This is a genomic window from Brevundimonas sp. GCM10030266, assembly GCF_042666595.1.
GTDB lineage: Bacteria > Pseudomonadota > Alphaproteobacteria > Caulobacterales > Caulobacteraceae > Brevundimonas.
Map to the genome: position 1 here is coordinate 133,786 of NZ_JBHTCY010000002.1, position 17,956 is coordinate 151,741.

Annotated in this window: 14 protein-coding genes and 1 tRNA gene; 6 read left to right on the plus strand and 9 right to left on the minus strand. The window is 68.1% G+C overall.

Annotated elements, in window-relative coordinates; translation table 11 throughout:
* Positions 1-89 precede the first annotated feature (89 nt).
* The 3 genes from ACFQQC_RS07230 to ACFQQC_RS07240 form a co-directional block, all read right to left on the minus strand.
* Positions 90-2,030 (minus strand): methyl-accepting chemotaxis protein, encoded by a 1,941-nt coding sequence (locus tag ACFQQC_RS07230; protein WP_376861150.1) that lies wholly within the window; start codon positions 2,028-2,030, stop codon positions 90-92.
* A gap of 79 nt (positions 2,031-2,109) precedes the next feature.
* On the minus strand, positions 2,110-3,498 hold the full coding sequence (locus ACFQQC_RS07235) for an OprO/OprP family phosphate-selective porin (protein ID WP_376861152.1): 1,389 nt from the start codon (positions 3,496-3,498) through the stop codon (positions 2,110-2,112).
* A 148-nt stretch (positions 3,499-3,646) separates the two neighbouring features.
* Entirely contained in the window at positions 3,647-5,008 is a 1,362-nt protein-coding gene (locus ACFQQC_RS07240) for a dicarboxylate/amino acid:cation symporter (protein ID WP_376861154.1), read from the minus strand.
* Positions 5,009-5,246: 238 nt separating this feature from the next.
* Here ACFQQC_RS07240 and ACFQQC_RS07245 point away from each other — a divergent pair, with 238 nt between their 5' ends.
* Both ACFQQC_RS07245 and ACFQQC_RS07250 read left to right on the plus strand, forming a co-directional pair.
* Positions 5,247-7,055, plus strand: a complete 1,809-nt coding sequence (locus ACFQQC_RS07245) for a cache domain-containing protein (protein WP_376861156.1) — start codon at positions 5,247-5,249, stop codon at positions 7,053-7,055.
* The gene (locus ACFQQC_RS07250; protein ID WP_376861158.1) at positions 7,052-8,389 is read left to right on the plus strand and encodes a sigma-54-dependent transcriptional regulator; all 1,338 of its coding nucleotides are present in this window, start codon (positions 7,052-7,054) and stop codon (positions 8,387-8,389) included. Before ACFQQC_RS07245 ends, ACFQQC_RS07250 begins: the two co-directional genes overlap by 4 nt.
* On the opposite strand, the gene ACFQQC_RS07255 is transcribed toward ACFQQC_RS07250, so the two are convergent.
* From ACFQQC_RS07255 to ACFQQC_RS07270, 4 genes are all read right to left on the minus strand, one after another.
* Complete coding sequence (locus ACFQQC_RS07255; RefSeq protein WP_376861160.1) at positions 8,386-9,291, minus strand: ROK family protein; 906 nt, start codon at positions 9,289-9,291, stop codon at positions 8,386-8,388. The genes ACFQQC_RS07250 and ACFQQC_RS07255 overlap by 4 nt on opposite strands.
* Positions 9,292-9,336: 45 nt before the next feature.
* Positions 9,337-9,804 (minus strand): low affinity iron permease family protein, encoded by a 468-nt coding sequence (locus ACFQQC_RS07260; RefSeq protein ID WP_376861162.1) that lies wholly within the window; start codon positions 9,802-9,804, stop codon positions 9,337-9,339.
* A 221-nt stretch (positions 9,805-10,025) separates the two neighbouring features.
* Positions 10,026-11,519: an amidase gene (locus tag ACFQQC_RS07265; RefSeq protein ID WP_376862083.1), complete on the minus strand. Its 1,494-nt coding sequence runs from the start codon at positions 11,517-11,519 to the stop codon at positions 10,026-10,028.
* A 196-nt stretch (positions 11,520-11,715) separates the two neighbouring features.
* Positions 11,716-13,986: a S9 family peptidase gene (locus ACFQQC_RS07270; protein WP_376861164.1), complete on the minus strand. Its 2,271-nt coding sequence runs from the start codon at positions 13,984-13,986 to the stop codon at positions 11,716-11,718.
* A 498-nt stretch (positions 13,987-14,484) separates the two neighbouring features.
* Between ACFQQC_RS07270 and ACFQQC_RS07275 the strand changes: the two genes are divergently transcribed.
* From ACFQQC_RS07275 to ACFQQC_RS07285, 3 genes are read left to right on the plus strand one after another with little or no spacing between them, the layout of a single operon-like run.
* Positions 14,485-15,297 carry a ferredoxin--NADP reductase gene (locus tag ACFQQC_RS07275; protein WP_331044841.1) on the plus strand — a complete coding sequence of 271 codons (813 nt, stop codon included), beginning with the start codon at positions 14,485-14,487 and terminating at the stop codon, positions 15,295-15,297.
* Entirely contained in the window at positions 15,269-15,625 is a 357-nt protein-coding gene (locus tag ACFQQC_RS07280; protein ID WP_376861166.1) for a chorismate mutase, read from the plus strand. Before ACFQQC_RS07275 ends, ACFQQC_RS07280 begins: the two co-directional genes overlap by 29 nt.
* Positions 15,626-15,643: 18 nt before the next feature.
* Positions 15,644-15,895: a hypothetical protein gene (locus ACFQQC_RS07285; RefSeq protein WP_376861168.1), complete on the plus strand. Its 252-nt coding sequence runs from the start codon at positions 15,644-15,646 to the stop codon at positions 15,893-15,895.
* A gap of 9 nt (positions 15,896-15,904) precedes the next feature.
* Here the strand turns inward: ACFQQC_RS07285 and ACFQQC_RS07290 are convergent, their stop codons facing one another.
* Together ACFQQC_RS07290 and ACFQQC_RS07295 are read right to left on the minus strand one after the other, a co-directional pair.
* Positions 15,905-16,258, minus strand: a complete 354-nt coding sequence (locus ACFQQC_RS07290; protein ID WP_376861170.1) for an Hpt domain-containing protein — start codon at positions 16,256-16,258, stop codon at positions 15,905-15,907.
* Positions 16,258-17,673, minus strand: a complete 1,416-nt coding sequence (locus ACFQQC_RS07295) for an amino acid permease (protein WP_376861172.1) — start codon at positions 17,671-17,673, stop codon at positions 16,258-16,260. Before ACFQQC_RS07295 ends, ACFQQC_RS07290 begins: the two co-directional genes overlap by 1 nt.
* Positions 17,674-17,848: 175 nt before the next feature.
* Here ACFQQC_RS07295 and ACFQQC_RS07300 point away from each other — a divergent pair.
* Positions 17,849-17,924, plus strand: a tRNA-Lys gene (locus ACFQQC_RS07300).
* The last annotated feature ends 32 nt before the right edge of the window (positions 17,925-17,956 follow it).

The window sequence follows — 17,956 nt, forward strand, 5'->3', positions numbered from 1 at the left end:
CATTGGTCGGCAAACCGACCCTCCGCGTCAATGACGCAGCGACCTCACGGGGCAGGTTGTTTCACGCCAAACCGCCCCGCGACCGGTCGTCAGAACTCTTCCCAGCCGTCCGACTGAGGGGCGCTCGAGATCGAGCCGCCGTTGACCACCTTCAGCACCCGTTGCTCGGAACGCTGGGGGGCGGCGGGCGCAGGTCGGGGCGCGACCCTGGTCGAGGTCTGGGCGGCCCGGCGATGGCTGGCCGAGGACACCTGGAAGAAGGCGACCTGCGACGACAGTTCCGACGTCTCCTGACGCAGCGAGGTGCTGGCGGCGGTGGCCTGTTCGACCATGGCGGCGTTCTGCTGGGTCACCTGATCCATCTGGTTCACGGCGACGTTGATCTCGTGCAGACCCGTGGCCTGTTCCTTGGCCGAGGCGGCGATCTCGACCACCAGATGGTTGATGTCGCCGACCTGGGTGGCGATGGCTTCCAGCGCCTTGCCGGCCTCGCTGACCAGACGCACGCCGTTCTCGACCTCGGCGCCCGAGTTGGCGATCAGGGTCTTGATCTCCTTGGCCGCATCGGCCGAGCGCTGGGCCAGGGCCCGCACTTCCGAGGCGACCACCGCGAAGCCGCGACCGGAGTCCCCGGCCCGCGCCGCCTCGACGCCCGCGTTCAGCGCCAGCAGGTTGGTCTGGAAGGCGATCTCGTCGATCACTCCAACGATCTGGCTGATTTCGCGCGAGCCGGCCTCGATCTTGTGCATGGCCTGCACGGCGTTCATCACCACGCCGCCCGAGATTTCCGCGCTCTGGCGGGCGCCGCTGGTGACGCCGGCCGCCTGGCTGGCGCCGTCGGCGGTCTTGCGCACGGTGGCGGTGATCTGGTCCAGCGCGGCGGCGGTTTCTTCCAGCGAGGCGGCCTGCTGCTCGGTGCGGCGCGACAGGTCGTCCGACGCGGTGCTGATCTCGCTGGCGCCGGAATCGATGCCGTGCACCGAGCCCAGCACGCTCGTCACCGTCTCTTCCAGACGACCGATGGAGCGGTTGAAGTCGGTCTTCAGGATTTCGCTGCGCTCGGGGAAGTCGGCGTTGATGCGATAGACCAGATTGCCCTCCGCCAGAGCCGACAGGCCTTCGCCCAGGCTCTTGATGACGACGGCGTTCTCGGCGGCTTCCTGGGCCTTCACGGCCTCGCTGCGGCGACGCTCGGCCTCGGACTGGTCGCGCATCGATTCCGTTTCCTGCTCCAGCGCACGGGCGCGCAGGCCGTTGTCGCGGAAGACCTGCATGGCCTGGGCCATGGCGCCGACCTCATCCTTGCGGTCGGTGTCGGGGATGGCGACGTCCAGCTTGCCATTGGCCATGATCGACATGGTCGTGGTCATGCGGCGCACCGGAGCAACCATCAGGATCGACAGTTGCACGCCCAGGAAGACCGCCGCGGCGACCAGGATCAGACCGCCGATGGCCAGGGCGATGAAGGAGTTCATGATCGCCGACGCCTGCTCGGCGTCACGGACGGTCATCCGCTCGATCTCCATGTCGCGAACATCGGCGACGCGATTTGTGATGTGGGTGACGCGCGCCCGGTCGCCCGAGTTGATCACGAAGTCCCGCGCGGCGGCGATCTTGCCCGCATCCTGCGACAGGGCGGCCTCCGTCAGCGGCGTGCCGAACTCGTTGCGCCAGTTGACAGCGTCACGCTTGGCGGTATCGATCTGCTCGCGCTCTTCCGGCGTCAGATCGCTCTGCTCCAGCGCGGCGATGGAGGTGTCGAACTGTTCCCAGCCCTTGGAGTAGACGTCCATATAGTCGGGGTTCAGCGTCAGCAGCACACCGCGCATCTGCGAGTTCAGACGGATGAACCCCTTCTCGGCCGTGTGCGTCAGGTCGACGATCGCCTTGCTCTCGGCGTTCAGTTCGGCCGCCTTCTTCATCGCCGACAACTGGAGGAACACCGCCGCGATCATGGCCGCGGCGACCGTCAGCAGCAGGGCGAATGCAATCGCCAGCTTGCGCTGCATGGGGATGTTCTTCGGGTTCATGCGATCGTCTCTGTGATGAGGGGAGTCATACTGGAGAAGGACAGCCCGGAACGTCCCCGTCCCGGGCTGGAAGTCTGTGTCAGAAGCCGGTCTGGACGCGGACGGTGGCCGTGTTTCCGCTGTCGTCGCCGATGAAGGTTCCGGTGCGGTTCTCGATCGACCAGGCGCTCCAGTGGGCGGAGACGCGGGTGTTGCTGGTCGGATACCAGTTCACGCCCAGCAGCCAGGTGTCGCCTTCGCCGCCGGTCAGGTTGTCGCTGAAGTCGGCGGCGTCATAGCGCCCCACGATCTCCACCGCGCCATAGCCGTCGCCGCCGAGCGGGTTCAGCACGCGCGGGCGCGTCCAGGTGCCGGTGCGGGCCGACAGCGGCGGGGTTTCACCGGTCAGGAAGAAGCCCGCCGAGACGCTGTAGGCGTCCTGGTCAAAGTCCCGCGCGGCCGTTTCCACCACGCGCCGACCGCCCTCGACCATGGCCCAGCCCGAACGATGCACCCCGCCCAGTTCCAGACCGAAGCCGGTCGCGCCCTTCAGATTGCCGTAGGTTCCGGTCGAAAGGCGCAGGTTGTCATTGCCGCGCGCCGAGACCACCAGGTTGCGCGCGCCGGTCCCGGTGGACGGGGTGAGGTCCTCGATGAAACCCCAGCCGCCGATGTGCAGGAAGCCGTCGTCGCTCTTCAGCGGCGACCAGTGGGTGCGGCCCATCACGGTGACCGTATCGCTGGTCGTCCCGTCGCTGATCGCATCGCCGGTCACCGACAGCGAAGCGTGCCAGACGCTGCCGGTCAGCTTGGACTGCACGCCCACGCCATAGGTGCCGCGATCCGGCCCCAGGGTGGAGACCATCAGGCTGCGTTCCAGGAAGGGGCTCAGGTCCTCGGCCGTGCCGCCTTCAACGCCGCGGTCGTTCAGACGCTGGCCGACCGACAGTTCCAGGTCACGGCCGCCCAGCTTGCGGGTGTGGGCGATGAAGGCGTTTGCGACGCTGACGGAGTTGTCGGCGATGTCCGCTTCCAGCCAGTAGGTGAAGCCGCCGGCGATCCGGCCCTGCCCGCCGATGCGCAGGCCGCGCAGCTCGGTGTTGGTCAGGTTGCGATTGTCGAAATCCGATCCGAAGGTCGACGACAGATCAGCCGTCACGCGGAAGCGCGGGCGGAAGGTGAAGGCGCCGTCCGGGCTGCGGAACTCGGGGATGCCCGCCGACCAGTCGACGGCGGCGGGAGCCGGAGCGGCGGCCGGGGCTGCAGCCGGAGCCGGACCTGCTTGCGGCGCGATCGTCGCAGCGGCGACCGGCGCCGGGGCGGACGACTGGCCCTGCGCCTGCGCCTCGAGCTGGGCGAGACGGGCGGACAGGATTTCCAGTTGCGCGCGCAGGGCGGCGACTTCATCGGCGGGCGCCGACTGGGCGAACGCAGAGGTGGCGAGGGCGGCCATGCCGACCCCCGCGATCAGGGAGCGATAGAACATCATGGGGGTTTCCGTAGAGCGCCGGTCTTAAACCAACCCTCAGATTCAGATAGGGATTACTGCGTAGCTTGGCTGTTTCAGGACCTGATCGGGGCCTGATGCAGAACAGGCGCCCCCGTGATCACGAGAGCGCCTGCTGTTGTTCAGACCCTTAGTCGGCGGTCAGGACCTTGTCGTCGCCGGGTCCGGCGGCGGGATCCGGCTGGGCGGCCAGCCCCTTCGGTTTGGACCCCAGCGCCTCATGCAGCGCATCGCGGTCCAGCTCGCCTTCCCAGCGCGCGACGACCAGGGTCGCCACCGCATTACCGACGAAGTTGGTCAGGGCCCGGCACTCGCTCATGAAGCGGTCGATGCCCAGGATCAGGGCCATGCCCGCGACCGGCACGGTCGGCACCACCGCGAGCGTCGCCGCCAGGGTGATGAAGCCGGCGCCGGTGATCCCGGCCGCGCCCTTGGAGCTCAGCATGGCGACCAGCAGCAGCAGGATCTGCTGTTGCAGGCTCAGCTCGATGTTCATGGCCTGGGCGATGAACAGCGCCGCCATGGTCATATAGATGTTGGTGCCGTCCAGGTTGAACGAATAGCCGGTCGGGACGACCAGTCCGACGACGGACTTGGGCGCGCCCGCCTTCTCCATCTTCTGCATCAGGCTGGGCAGGGCCGCTTCCGACGACGAGGTGCCCAGAACCAGCAGCAGTTCTTCCTTCAGATAGGCGATCAGCTTGAAGATCGAGAAGCCGTTGGCCCGCGCCACCAGGCCCAGGACGCCCAGCACGAACACCAGCGCCGTGATGTAGAAGGTGCCGATCAGGGCGATCAGGTTGGCGATGGAGGAAATGCCATAGGCGCCGATGGTGAAGGCGAAGGCCCCGAAGGCGCCGATCGGCGCGGCCTTCATCAGGATGGCGACCAGACGGAAGACGACCTGGCTCAGCGACTCCAGCGCGCGAACCACCGGCTGGGCCGGGGCGCCGACGATGGCCAGCGACAGGCCGAACAGCACCGACACGAAGAGCGTCTGCAGGATGTTGCCTTCGACGAAGGCGCTCACTAGCGTGGTCGGGATGATGCCGGTCAGGAAGCCGACGATGGTCGTCTCGTGAGCGGCGTCGGCGTACTGGGCCACGGCGCCGGCATCCAGCGTCGCCGGATCGATGTTCAGGCCCGAGCCCGGACGCACGATATTGGCGATCACCAGACCCACGATCAGGGCCAGGGTGGAGAAGACGAAGAAGTAGGCGAAGGCCTTGCCGGCCACGCGACCGACCCGCTTGAGGTCGCTCATCCCGGCGATGCCGGTCGAGATGGTCAGGAAGATCACCGGGGCGATGATCATCTTCACCAGCTTGATGAAGGCGTCGCCCAGCGGCTTCAGGTCCTTGCCCAGTTCAGGCCAGAAATGCCCGATCAGACCACCGGCGATGATGGCGCCGAGGACGAGGACATAGAGGCTGCGATACCACGGACGACGGGCGGCGACGCCCGCTTCCGGCGCGGATGCGATCTGGATCAAGTGACCCTCCCTGAGGGACCGCGGACCGGTCCCGGCAATTGGTTCACCGTCTGATGCGGTGACAGGATCGCATTATCGAAAGCGGAGGTTCGGGCTCGCAAGCGACCGGCAACATTTCGTTACAGCGCTGAATTAATTGGGTTTTGCGCACATTTCGCAGCTGCAAAAATCGAGATTTGCGCGGATTTTCGCACAAGATTTCTGGACTCCTGTGCGAAATATCGCATTACTCGGGCGCATGGGCCGTGTTCTCGAATCCGCGCGCAGCCAATGGCGCGCCTTCGGCGTCTTCTGGCTGGTCATGGCGACGATCGTGATCCTGCTGGCGGGGGAGTTCGCCCGTCGCGAAGCCCGCCGCGAGGCGCTCGCCACATCGTCCACGGCCGCCGTACTCCATGCCGCCGTCCTGCGCAGCGAACTGGAGCGTCATCGCTCCCTGCCGATCATTCTGGCGCAGGATCCGGATCTCACGGGGCTTCTGGCCAATCCGTCCCGGGCGTCCGTTGATCGCCTCAACCGCAAGCTTGAGGGCCTGGCTCACGACACCAGCGCCGCGGTCATCTACGCCCTCGATGCCGACGGCCTGACACTGGCCGCCAGCAACTGGAACCAGCCCACCAGCTTCGTGGGCACGGACTACCGCTTCCGCCTCTACTATCTGGAGGCCATGCGTGACGGTCAGGCCAGCCTGTTCGCCCTCGGCACCGTCACCAACCGCCCCGGTCTCTACCTCGCCCGCAAGGTCACGGACGACGACGGCCGCCCCCTCGGCGTCATCGTCGCCAAGCTTGAGTTTGATGCGCTGGAGGCGGACTGGCGCGCCTCGGGCGAGCCGACCTATGTCACCGACAGCGACGGCGTGGTCCTGATCACCACCGTGCCCGGATGGCGCTTCCATACGACCACCGCCCTGCCGCCCGAGCGCCGCCGCCGTCTGGAGGTGGACCAGACCGCGGGACGGGCCGACCTCTCGCCCCTGCCCTTCGAGGCCCTGCACCCGGGGCTGATCCGGCTGTCCGACAAGGTTCCCGCCGACGACTACGCCCGCACCTCCGTCCCGATCCCGGACATGGGCTGGCAGCTGCATCTGCTCGCGCCGTCCGGCGCCGGCATCACGCGGGACGTCGTGGTCGCCCGGATCGTCGCGACCCTCAGCCTGGCCCTGCTCGCCGGCCTGACCGGCATCCTGCTGCATCGCCGCCAGCGCGCCCGCGCCCGTGCGACGGAAGCCGAGAACATCCGGCTCGAGCTCGAACAGCTGGTCGATGTCCGCACCCTCGAATTGCGCGAAACCAACACCCGCCTGAATCTCGAGATCGACGAACGCCTGCGACTGGAGCAGGGCCGACAGGACCTCCAGGACGAGCTGATCCAGGCCAACAAGCTGGCCACCCTCGGCCAGATCGCCGCCGGGGTGGCGCATGAGATCAACCAGCCCCTCGCCGCGATCCGCACCTATGCCGGCACTGCGGCCGTCTATCTGGAGCGACAGGAACCCGAAGGCGCCGACCGCGCGATCCGGCACATCGGCGACCTGACCCAGCGGATCGGAGCCATCACCGACGAACTGCGAGCCTTCTCCCGCAAGACCCGCTCGGAAACCGGCGCCGTCGACATCGAGGCCGCGATCGACGGCGCCCTGCTGCTCGCCGCCCCCCGGATGCGCGAGCGCGGCATCCAGCTGCGGCGCGACCCTGCGCCCTCGGGGCTGCAGGTCGTGGCCGAACGCAACCGTCTGGCCCAGGTCATCCTGAACCTGCTCCAGAACGCGATCGCGGCGCTCGAAGGCGTCGCCGATCCGGCCATCACCCTCGCCATCACCGTGCGCGGCGCCCGCGTCACCCTCAGCGTATCCGACAATGGCCCGGGCCTGTCGGACGCGATGCGCGAACGCCTGTTCATCCCCTTCACCACCAGCAAGGCCGACGGCCTCGGCCTCGGACTGGTCATCAGCCGTGACATCGTCGCCGGCTTCGGCGGTGAACTGCTCCATGCCCCCTCCCCGGTCGGGGCCACCTTCAGGATCGTACTGGCCAAGGCGAAATGAGTTTCCAGACCTGCACCCGTGTCGCCCTGGTCGAGGACGACGACGCCTTCCGCGCCGCCCTGGCCGAACGTCTGACCCTCGCGGGCCTGTCGGTGACGGAGTTCCCGACGGGCGATGCGGCGCTCAAGGCCCTGACCAGCCAGTTCGACGGCGTGGTCGTCACCGACCTGCGCATGCCCGGCCTGGACGGTCGCCAGCTGATCGACCGGCTCGCGGTGATTGATCCCGACCTGCCCGTGGTCGTGATGACCGGTCACGGCGACATCGCCGAGGCCGTCGATGTGATGAAGCGCGGCGCCTATGACTTCCTGGCAAAGCCATTCGCGCCGGAGCGTCTGCTGGAGACCCTTCATCGGGCGCTGGAGAAGCGGGCGCTGGTGCTGGACAACCGCCGCCTCGCCACCCTCGCCGTCGAGGACGAATGGTCCATCCCGCTCAGCGGCGAAAGCCGCGCTGTCACCGCCCTGCGCGCCGCCATCCAGCGTCTGGCCGACGCCGAGGTGGATGTCCTGATCGAGGGCGAGACCGGGGCCGGCAAGGAGGCCGTCGCCCGCGCCATCCACAACGCCGGACGACGCCGGCTGAAGCCGTTCGTACCGGTCTCCTGCGCCACCCTGTCCGAAGGCGGTTTGGAGAGCCAGCTGGTCGGCCACGCCGCCGGCGCCTTCCCCGGCGCCCTGCGCCGCCGCGAGGGCCAGATCGAACAGTCACATCAGGGCAGCCTGTATCTGGACGAGATCGACCTCGCCCCGCGCGCCGCCCAGCTGCTGCTGCTGCGCGTGCTGGAAGAGCGGGAGATCATGCCCGTCGGCGCGCCCGAGCCCCACGCCCTGGACCTGCGCATCGTCGCCGCCACCAAGGCGGATCCCGCCGAGGCCGTCGCGCGCGGCGACCTGCGCGAGGATCTGTTCTACCGCCTGAACGTGGTCCGCGTCCGCATCCCGCCCCTGCGCGAGCGGCGCGAGGACGTGCCGGTGCTGTTCGCCCGCTTCCTCGACCGCGCCGCGCGGCGGCTTGGCCGGGACATCCCGCCCATCGACCACGCCATCCGCCGCCGTCTTCTGGAGCACGACTGGCCGGGCAATCTGCGCGAGCTGTCCAACTACGCCAGCGAGGTCGCCGTCGGCATCGCCGCCCCGGCCGAACGGCTGCAGACCGATCGCAGCCTGGCGAAACAGGTTCACGACTATGAGGCCGAACTGATCCGCGAGGCCCTGACCGACCACGGCGGCGACATCCGCCGCGTCACCGACGCCCTGCAGATCCCGCGCAAGACCCTCTACGACAAGATGGCCCGCCACGGCATCCAGCCGTCCGAGCACCGGAAACGCTAACCCAAAGCGGTCAGCCCCACCGCGATGGCGCCCATCGGCCCGGCTTTCGAGCCCAGTCCCGGCGGCTGGATATAGGCGTCCACATCCGCCGCGATGGCGCCCGCCACGCCGTAGCCCGCCAGGCTCTCGACCAGCGCCCCGCGCAGGCGGTCGAACAGCCACGGCTGGCCGTCCGCCACCCCGCCGCCGATCAGAATGCGCTGCGGACAGGCCGTCAGCACCAGATTGTGCAGCATCCCGCCCAGCGCATGGACCACCATGTCCCAGGCCGGATCGTCCGGCGTCACCTCGATCCCCGGCCTTCCCGCCCGCGCCTCGACCGCCGGTCCGGACGCCAGCCCCTCGACGCAGTCGCCGTGATAGGCGCAGACCCCCGGCCAATGATCGCCCGGCAGGCGGCCGACCTTCAGATGGCCCAGCTCCGGATGGCCCAGCCCGCGCACAGTCCGGCCGTTGACCACCACGCCCACGCCGATGCCGGTGCCGACCGTCGCATAGGCGTGGCTTTCCAGCCCCCGCGCCGCGCCCCACAGCCCCTCCGCGAGCGCCGCGCCGTTCACATCGGTGTCCAGCGCCACCGGCACGCCGAAGCCCCGGTGAAGCACATTCAGGTCCGCCCAGCGCCAGGCCAGCTTGGTTGTCTCAGTGATATGCCCGTACTTCTCCGACTTCGGGTCCAGCTCCACCGGACCGAAGCTGGCCAGACCGATCGCGGCGAAGCCCGGCCCGGCCGCCCACCGGTCCAGCACCGCACGGATCGCGCCCACGGTCTCGTCCGGCGTCGTCGTCGGCAGGCGCACCTCGTCGCGGATATCATCCGGCCCGGAGGCCAGCACGCAGACACATTTGGTGCCGCCCAGTTCGATGCCCGCGATCAGGGGCGAAACGATTCCCGTAGTCATGGGCGGCACCCTGCCGCGTCTCGCGGGCTTTCGCCACCGGTCAGGTCAGCCCCCGGGCCGGGCTGTCTTCGGCCGGGCCGTCTTCGGCTGCTCCGCCTCGACGTCCTCCACCCGGACGCCGGGCTTGCCCTTGATCGGCCCGGCGGGCTTGCCGCGATGCACCGCCAGCCCCCGCGCCTCCACCTCTCGCAGGATGGCGTCCAGTTCCTCGTCCGTCAGATGCTCGATGCCGATGAAGCGCGCGTCGGCCTTCTTCACCGCGAACAGCAGCTCATCCAGCTTGGCCTGCATGGCCGCCCCGTCGCGGTTCTGGGTGTTCTGGATCAGGAACACCATCAGGAAGGTGATGATGGTCGTGCCGGTGTTGATCACCAGCTGCCAGGTCTCGTTGAACTGGAAGATCGGCCCCGACAGCGCCCACAGCACCACGATCCCGCAGCAGGCCAGAAAGGTCCACGGCTTGCCCGCGACCTTGGCCGTCAGCGTCGCGAACCGGATGAACAGCTTTTCCATGACGGCTCAATCCCGGGGAACGGTGAAGGTTGCTTGGGCCAGCGCGCACTGCGGCAGGCAGAGTGCCGGAAAGTGGTTAGTGGCTAGTGATTAGTGGGTCGCAGCTTCATGGGCGGCGGCCAATCTCGCACCGGCGGCGCAGCGGCCAACCACTAATCACCAACCACCAATCACTTCCACCGCGCCGCCCTCAAACAGGGCCCCGCCGCCGCCCGTGGAGCCTACCGCAGCTCCGGCGCCCTACGCGCCTGCGTCAGCTGCTCGAAGGCGTAGCCCAGCGACAGCACCTTGGCGTCCTCCCACTTGCCGGCCATGACGCTCAGGCCCACCGGCATGCCGCGGTCGAAGCCCATCGGCACGGTCAGGTGCGGATAGCCGGCGATGGCGGCCAGCCGGCTGGCCGAGCCCTGCATGTCGTCGTCATCGTTCCGATCGCTGGTCCAGCCGCGCGAGGTGGTCGGGGCGACCAGGGCCACAACGGCATGGTCCGCCATCATCCGGTCGATCCCCTCCGGCCCGGCGGCGCGCAGGGACGCGGATCGGGCGTGCACATAGACCGGATCCTCCAGCCCCGTCGTCGCCTCGGCCCGCACGAACAGCTCCTGTCCGAACAGCTCCGTCTCGCGCGGCTCGGCGTCATTGAAGGCGATCACATCCGCCAGGGTCCGGGTCCTGACCTGCGCCGGGTCGGTCGAGGCCAGATAGGCGTTCAGGTCGACCTTCAGCTCGGTCATCAACACCTGCAGCTCCCAGGTCCCCAGATTGCGCCAGTCGGCGGGCGGCTCGCTCACGTCCACGATCACGGCCCCGGCGTCGCGCATCACCTGCAGCGACCGCTCGAACACCTCGCGCGTCTCTTCCGAATAGGAGGGCAGCAGGAACCGCAACACCCCAACGCGCGCCCCGCGCAGCGAATCCGCATCCAGCAGAGTCTCAAACTGTAGTTGAGAGCCGTCCGGATAGAGATGCGCATCCGCCTCGGCCGTCGCCGGGTCCAGCGGATCGCTGCCTGCGATCACTGTCATGATGCGGGCCGCATCCTCGACCGTCGTTGTGATTGGCCCGGCGGTGTCCTGTGAATGGCTGATCGGTACAATATGCGTCCGCGACACCAGCCCCACCGTTGGCTTGAAGCCCACCACCCCGTTCACCGAAGCCGGACAGGTGATCGACCCGTCCGTCTCGGTCCCGATCGCCGCTGGCGCCAGACCGATCGCCACCGCCGCCGCGCTGCCCGATGACGAGCCGCACGGGGTCCGCTCCGGATCATAGGGATTACGCGTCTGCCCCCCGACCGCGCTCCAGCCGCTGATCGAGTTCGACGAGCGGATGTTGGCCCACTCCGACAGATTGGTCTTGCCGAGGATGATGGCGCCGGCTTCCCGCAACCGCGTCACCAGCGGCGCATCCCGCCCCGGCGCATTGTCCGCCAGCGCCAGCGAGCCCGCCGTCGTCGGCATGTCGGCGGTCTCGATATTGTCCTTCAGGAGGATGGGGACATTCCAGAGCGGAGATGGATCAGTCGGATAGACCTCCGAGAGACGCGCGGCTTCGTTGAACCGGATCACGCTTCGGACACCGTCACGCTCAACGATGCGCACCCGAAGGACTTCCGGCGGCGTCCAGTTTTCACTCATCCAGCGGATGTTCAGGCTATCCGGCAACGGCTCCTGCACCGTCTGCGTCTGCGCCTGCGCCGCCCCCGCCGTGAGCATCAGCAACGCGGCGGCCGCCCCCGCCAAAGCCCTCCCCTCGAGAGGGAGGGTTGGGAGGGGTGGCGGCAGGCTGTGTCCGGATGGAGCGCCGGAGGCTCCGTCGAACCGAAGGCCCAGCCTTTCACGCCACATCCGGATCATCACTGCCTTCACCCCATCCCCCGGCCCCTTCCCCCTCGAGGGGAAGGGGAGATCATCAATGCGACCGCGTCCCGATGGTCCGGTCCAGGAAGTCGAGATACGTCCGCCACTGCTGCAGCTGACGCTCATTGCCCCGCACCCCGTGACGCTGCCCCGGATACAGCATCAGCTCGAACGGCTGGCTGTTCTCCTGCAGGGCGTTGATCACCCGCGTCGAGTTCTCGAGGATCACATTGTCATCGGCCATGCCGTGCATCAGCAGCAGCCGTCCGGTCAGGTTCGGCAGGCGCGGAATGACGTCCGAGGCCGCATAGCCCGCCTCGTTCGCTTCCGGCGTCGACATATAGCGCTCGGTATAGGCCGTATCGTACAGGCCCCACTCGGTGGGCGGGGCGCCGGCCAGCGACGCGGCCAGCCCCATCTTCGGCTCCGTCGCCGCCATCAGGGCCATGAACCCGCCGTAGGACCAGCCCATCATGGCGATGCGATCATCATCCACAAAAGGCAACGATCTCAGATAGTCAGCGCCCAGAACCTGATCCTCGATCTCAGGTTGGCCCATGCGCAGATACAGGGCCTGCTTGAACGCCGCCGAACGGTCGCCCTCGCCCCGATTATCGAGGCGGAAGACGATGTAGCCGGCCTCGGTCAACAGTTGATTGGTGGACGACTGCCAGCCGCGCTTCACCCCGCCGCCCGACGGTCCGCCGTACACCTGCATGACCACCGGATAGGTCTTGGTCGGGTCGAAGCCCGGTGGCGTGGTCATCTGCCAGACCAGCGTCTCGCCATGGCTTTCCAGCGTGCCGAAGGTCACCTCGCCGCGACGCGAGGCGAACGGATAGGCGGGGTGCCCCGGCTCCAGACGGTTCTCCTCGATCCAGCGGATGCGCGTGCCGTCGGCGCGATACAGGGCCGACTGCGACGGGGTGTTCAGGTCGCTGTAGGTGCCGACGAAGGCGGTGCCCGTCCGGTTCATCGACGCGCCCCACCAGCCCCCGGCAGAGGTCACCGCCACCGGCGTCATGGTCCGGCGCAAGCTCGCGCGGAACAGCTGCTGTTCGATCGGCAGTTCGCGCCCGTCGCGCATCGAGGCGGTGAAGAAGACCTCGCCCGTCTCGGCGTTGACGCCCGCCAGACTCTTCACCGGATACTGGCCCGAGGTGATCGCGCGCAGGCGACGGCCGTCACGGTTGTACAGGTACAGATGCTTCCAGCCGGTCTCTTCCGACGACCAGATGAAGTTGCCGTTCGACAGCGCGCGGAAGTCGTGGCTCAGCGGCACCCAGGCGTTCGAGGTCTGGCTGACGATCACCCGCGAGGCGCCCGTGGCCGGATCGACGCTCAGCAGGTCCAGCGTCTTCTGGTCCCGCGACAGGCGCTGAACGTACAGCACGCTGCCATCCGAAGACCAGTTCACCCGCGCCAGATAGATGTCGGCGTTGGCGCCCAGATCGACCTTCACCCGCTGGCCGCTCTCGCGGTCATGCACATACAGCTCGACCACGGCGTTCGGACGGCCCGCGCGCGGATAGCGCTGCTCCACCGTTGTCGCCCCGCCGCCGGTGATATCCAGACGCGGGATGATGTCGACGGTCGACTCGTCGGTGTGCTGCAGGGCGATGTAGCGCTCGGTCGGGCTCCACCAGTAGCCGGTGTCGCGATCCAGCTCTTCCTGGGCGATGAACTCGGCCGTGGCCCAGGTCTTCAGCCCGTCGCCGTCCGTGGTGATGGCCGTCTCGGTATTGGTCGCCAGATCATAGACGACCAGATCCTGATCCCGGACCCACGAGACGAAATTGCCTTCGGGCGAGACCTTGGCGTCGATCTCGTCGGCCTCGGTCTCGGTCAGGCGGCGCACCGTCCCGTCCGCGCGCGTCGCCAGGAAGATGTCGCCCTCCAGCGGCGCCAGGATGTAGCGCCCCTGCTCGTCCCACGAATATTCCACCACGCCGCGCGCGCTGATGCGCATCCGCTCACGGCGGGCCTTCTCGGCCTCCGACAGCTCGCCCGCGTCCGGCACCAGCGCCCGCGCGTCGATCAGCTTGAACGGCTCGCCCTCGCCGGTCGGCGCAGCCCACAGGTCCTGCACGTCCACATCGTCCTCGCGCGAGCGCAGGAAGGCGACCAGCTCCCCGTCCGGCGACAGGCTGACCCCCTTGGCCACCGGCCCGGCCAGCGACGGGTTCGCGAACACCCGCTCTGGCGTCAGGATCGCGCTTTCGGCCGGGGCCGCGGCGGGCGCCGGGGCCTGTTGGGCCATGGCGGCGGTGAACGGCGACAACGTCGCCACAAGCAGGGTGGAGGCCAGCAGGATATTACGCATGAACGCCCGACGAAGGATTTTTGAACCGGACGCGGACGCTAGAGACGGAATCCCCTCCCGTCACCCCCCCGACACTCGCGACACCCTCCATCCCTGCCAAACCCTGTCGTCGCACCCTGCCTTCCCTCTCCCAACAGGACAGCCCCACCCTGCTATCGTCATCCCGGCGAAAGCCGGGACCCAGCGGCGCCGCGACAGCGGCGAAACACAGAAGATCAAAGTTGAGGCGCCGGCGCTCCCGACAGCTTCGCGCTCTCGCGCGCCGCTGGGTCCCGGATCGCGCGCCCGCTGCGCGAGCGCTTGTCCGGGATGACGATAGCAAAATCGGTTACGTCCAAATCTGACGCACCCCCATGCCATCATGCCCTTCACGGTCTTTGACATCGCTGCTCGGGAGTCTCGGGAAGACAGGGTTTCGGCATTTTTCGCTGACCCTGCCGAATCCCGCGACACCGCCGCCCTTTCCCCCCGCCGCGACGCGTCCTAAGAAGCGCGGCAATGACCGACGCCGTCGCCCCTCCCCCCGCCAAGGCCTCGCCCTTCCATGAGCTCGAGGTTCTGACCGTCCACCACTGGACCGATCAGTTGTTCAGCTTCCGCATCCGCCGTCCGGAGGACTTCCGCTTCCGCTCGGGCGAGTTCGTGATGATCGGCCTGCCCGGCGAAGACGGCGGCAAGCCCGTCCTGCGCGCCTACTCCATCGCCTCCCCGCACTGGGACGAGGAGCTGGAGTTTTTCTCCATCAAGGTGCCCGACGGCCCCCTGACCTCGCGCCTGCAGAAGATCCAGCCGGGCGACACCGTCCTGATGGGCAAGAAGCCGACCGGCACCCTGGTGCTCGACGCCCTGACCGGCGGCGAGCGGCTCTGGCTGATCGGCACCGGCACAGGCCTGGCCCCCTGGCTCTCGGTCGCCCGCGATCCGGACACCTACAGCCGCTTCGGCCAGGTCATCGTCTGCCACACGGTCCGCAACGTGGCCGATCTGGCCTACCGCGACTTCTTCACCCACGGCATCCACGAGGATCCGCTGGTCGGCGACGAGGCGAAAGCCCAGCTGGTCTATTATCCGACCGTCACCCGCGAGAAGTTCGAGACCCCCGGCCGGATCACCGACCGCATCAAGTCGGGCGATGTCTTCGCCGACCTGCAACTGCCCATCGGCTTCTCGCCCAACACCGACCGCGTCATGCTGTGCGGCTCGATGGCCATGATCAAGGAAACGGGCGAGCTGCTCGAAACCTACGGTCTGAAAGAGGGCTCGAACGCCGAGCCCGGCGACTATGTTCTGGAGCGCGCCTTTGTCGGCTGAGTCCCCCGTGATCGTTTCCATCGACGCCCGCGTCGCCCCGGAAGACTGCCTGACGATGGCCGAGGTCCGCCACGGCGTCGACGCCCTGGACCGCGCGCTCGTCACCCTGCTGGCCGAGCGCCAGCGCTACATGCACGCCGCCGCCCGCATCAAGCCCAGCCGCGACGTCGTCCATGACGACGCCCGTATCGAGGATGTGGTGGCCAAGGTGCTCGCCGCCGCCGCGCCCGCCGGCCTCTCGGCCGACATCGCCGAACCGGTCTGGCGCACCCTCATTGACCGCTGCATCGCCCACGAGTTCAGCGTCTGGGACAAGACGCGGGTCTAGGCGGCGGGGACCGAAGCCATGACAACTCCCGACCTTCAGCCTGAGTGGCCAGTTCAACGGGACGAGCTGATTTCTGTCGAAACGGCGTTTGATGCGCTTCACGCCTTCGTCTCGGCATACGTCGCCCGAGGCGGCCATACCGAAGACGCGCTGCTGAACCTGCAGTTCTGGACCAGCCGGGAAAACAGCCAGCCTCCGGTTGATCCCGCTATGTGGCTGGACTGGCTGACGGCCCTCGATCAAGCCAAGGCCAGGATCGAACGTCCCTGACAGGAACCGTCAGCCCTTCAGGCTCCGCAGCATGATCTCGTGCCGGTACGCGGCCACATCGGTCAGGGCGATCTCCAGCTGATCCCGCACCCGGTCCAGCAGCGGCGGCGCCTCGGCCTTCTGCGCCGCCTCCGCCGTCTGGCAGGCTTCGGCCAGCGCGCCCGCTCCGATGCCCGAGGCCGCGCCCCGGATCGTGTGCACGGCGTCGCGCCAGCCTTCTTCCCGAACATCCAGCATCGGCGACCACATCGCCGCCTGCTGGCCGAACAGGCCCAGGACCTCGTCGGTGATGGCGTCGTCGCCGCCGGTCATCCCCTCCAGCACGGAGAAGTCGACCGCCCCCGACAGGTCCCGCCGCGCCATCAGCCTTCAGCCTCCTCGCCCTTGGCCAGCCGCGAGTTCCGCGACGACCAGACGAGGTAGATGACGAGGCCCAGCAGGTTCCAGCCGAGGAAATACAGCTGGGTCGTCCCCTTCAGGCTGAAGAAGAAGACGATGCAGCCGATGATGGCGATGCCGCCGACCAGCCACCACAGCGGGGCCTTGAACTTCCGCTCGCGGTTCGGCTCGCGGATGCGCAGCACGATCAGGCTGATCCCCACGGCCATGAAGGCCATCAGGGTCCCGGCGTTGGCCAGCGAGGCCAGTTCGTCCAGCCGCATGATACCCGCGAGGAAGGCGACGACGATGGCGGTGAAGACGGTCACCACCACCGGCACGCCCCGGTTCGAAATCTTCGCCAGCCGGTTCGGCAGCAGGCCGTCGCGCGACATGCCCAGGAAGATGCGGCTCTGGCCGAACAGGAAGGCCAGCAGAACGGTCGGCAGGGCGACCACGGCGGCGGCGGCGATCCACTGGGCGGCCACGCCCTGCCCCAGCCCGCGCATGATGTGCGCCAGTGGCTCGGGACTGTCGGCGAACGAGGCCACCGGGGCCGCGCCGATCGCGGCGGCCGCGACGGCGATGTACAGGACGGTGCAGATCACCATCGAGCCGACGATGCCGATGGCCAGATCACGCTCGGGCTTCTTGGTCTCCTCCGCCGCCGTGGCGATGGCGTCAAAGCCGTAGAAGGCGAAGAAGATGATCGCCGCCGCCGCCATGACCCCGGTCTGCACGAAGGGCGCTCCGAAGCCGTTGGGCATGAAGGGCGTGAAGTGGGCCGCGTCGAAATTCGGCAGGGCGATGGCCACGAAGGCCACAAGCGCGGCGATCTTGATGACCACCAGAATGGCGTTCAGCGTCGCGCTCTCACGGGTGCCCAGCAGCAGCAGGCCGGTCACCACGGCGATGATGAAGACCGCCGGCAGGTTGATCAGCCCGCCCTCGACGTGCGGCCCGACCGTCAGCGCCGTCGGCAGGTCGATGCCCCATCCGGCGAGGAAGGGCACCGCATAGCCCGACCAGCCCACGGCCACGGCCGAAACGACCAGCGAGTATTCGAGGATCAGGCTCCAGCCCACGATCCAGGCGAAGATCTCGCCCAGCGCGGCGTATGAGTAGGTGTAGGCGCTGCCCGAGGCGGGCATGATGGTCGACAGCTCGGCATAGGCCAGCGCCGCGCAGGCGCAGACCAGACCCGCCAGACCGAAGCTGATCAGGACCGCCGGTCCGGCCAGCCCGGCGCCGACGCCGATCAGGGTCAGGATGCCGGTGCCGACGATGGCCCCGACGCCCAGCGCCATCAGGTGCGGCCAGCCCAGCGTCTTCTTCAGCGCCGGCCCGTCATGCGGCGCCAGCATCGCGTCAATCGAGCGGCGGCGGTTCCAGAAGGCCATTGAAGCATCTCCCCACGCCGCTCCCCGGCGGCTGATTCCGGTGTGAACCTAGCCGCTCCTGCGACAAACCGATACGGACACGAAAAAGCCCCTTGCCTTCCGGGAAGCGACCCTCTATCTCCCGCCCCTCGCCGACGCGGTCTCGACCGATTGTCAGCGTGAAGACGATGAGTTCGGGTGATTAGCTCAGTTGGTAGAGCAGCTGACTCTTAATCAGCGGGTCCACAGTTCGAACCTGTGATCACCCACCATCGTTCCTCCTGAAAATCAAAGCCTCGGGCCA

Bases quoted from the DNA above. Each gene is read 5' to 3' on its own strand.
- ACFQQC_RS07255 (WP_376861160.1), bottom strand. From the start codon at position 9,291: ATGACTACGGGAATCGTTTCGCCCCTGATCGCGGGCATCGAACTGGGC.
- ACFQQC_RS07245 (WP_376861156.1), top strand. From the start codon at position 5,247: ATGGGCCGTGTTCTCGAATCCGCGCGCAGCCAATGGCGCGCCTTCGGC.
- ACFQQC_RS07235 (WP_376861152.1), bottom strand. From the start codon at position 3,498: ATGATGTTCTATCGCTCCCTGATCGCGGGGGTCGGCATGGCCGCCCTC.
- ACFQQC_RS07295 (WP_376861172.1), bottom strand. From the start codon at position 17,673: ATGGCCTTCTGGAACCGCCGCCGCTCGATTGACGCGATGCTGGCGCCG.
- ACFQQC_RS07270 (WP_376861164.1), bottom strand. From the start codon at position 13,986: ATGCGTAATATCCTGCTGGCCTCCACCCTGCTTGTGGCGACGTTGTCG.
- ACFQQC_RS07250 (WP_376861158.1), top strand. From the start codon at position 7,052: ATGAGTTTCCAGACCTGCACCCGTGTCGCCCTGGTCGAGGACGACGAC.
- ACFQQC_RS07290 (WP_376861170.1), bottom strand. From the start codon at position 16,258: ATGGCGCGGCGGGACCTGTCGGGGGCGGTCGACTTCTCCGTGCTGGAG.
- ACFQQC_RS07275 (WP_331044841.1), top strand. From the start codon at position 14,485: ATGACCGACGCCGTCGCCCCTCCCCCCGCCAAGGCCTCGCCCTTCCAT.
- ACFQQC_RS07280 (WP_376861166.1), top strand. From the start codon at position 15,269: ATGTTCTGGAGCGCGCCTTTGTCGGCTGAGTCCCCCGTGATCGTTTCC.
- ACFQQC_RS07265 (WP_376862083.1), bottom strand. From the start codon at position 11,519: ATGCTCACGGCGGGGGCGGCGCAGGCGCAGACGCAGACGGTGCAGGAG.
- ACFQQC_RS07260 (WP_376861162.1), bottom strand. From the start codon at position 9,804: ATGGAAAAGCTGTTCATCCGGTTCGCGACGCTGACGGCCAAGGTCGCG.
- ACFQQC_RS07230 (WP_376861150.1), bottom strand. From the start codon at position 2,030: ATGAACCCGAAGAACATCCCCATGCAGCGCAAGCTGGCGATTGCATTC.
- ACFQQC_RS07285 (WP_376861168.1), top strand. From the start codon at position 15,644: ATGACAACTCCCGACCTTCAGCCTGAGTGGCCAGTTCAACGGGACGAG.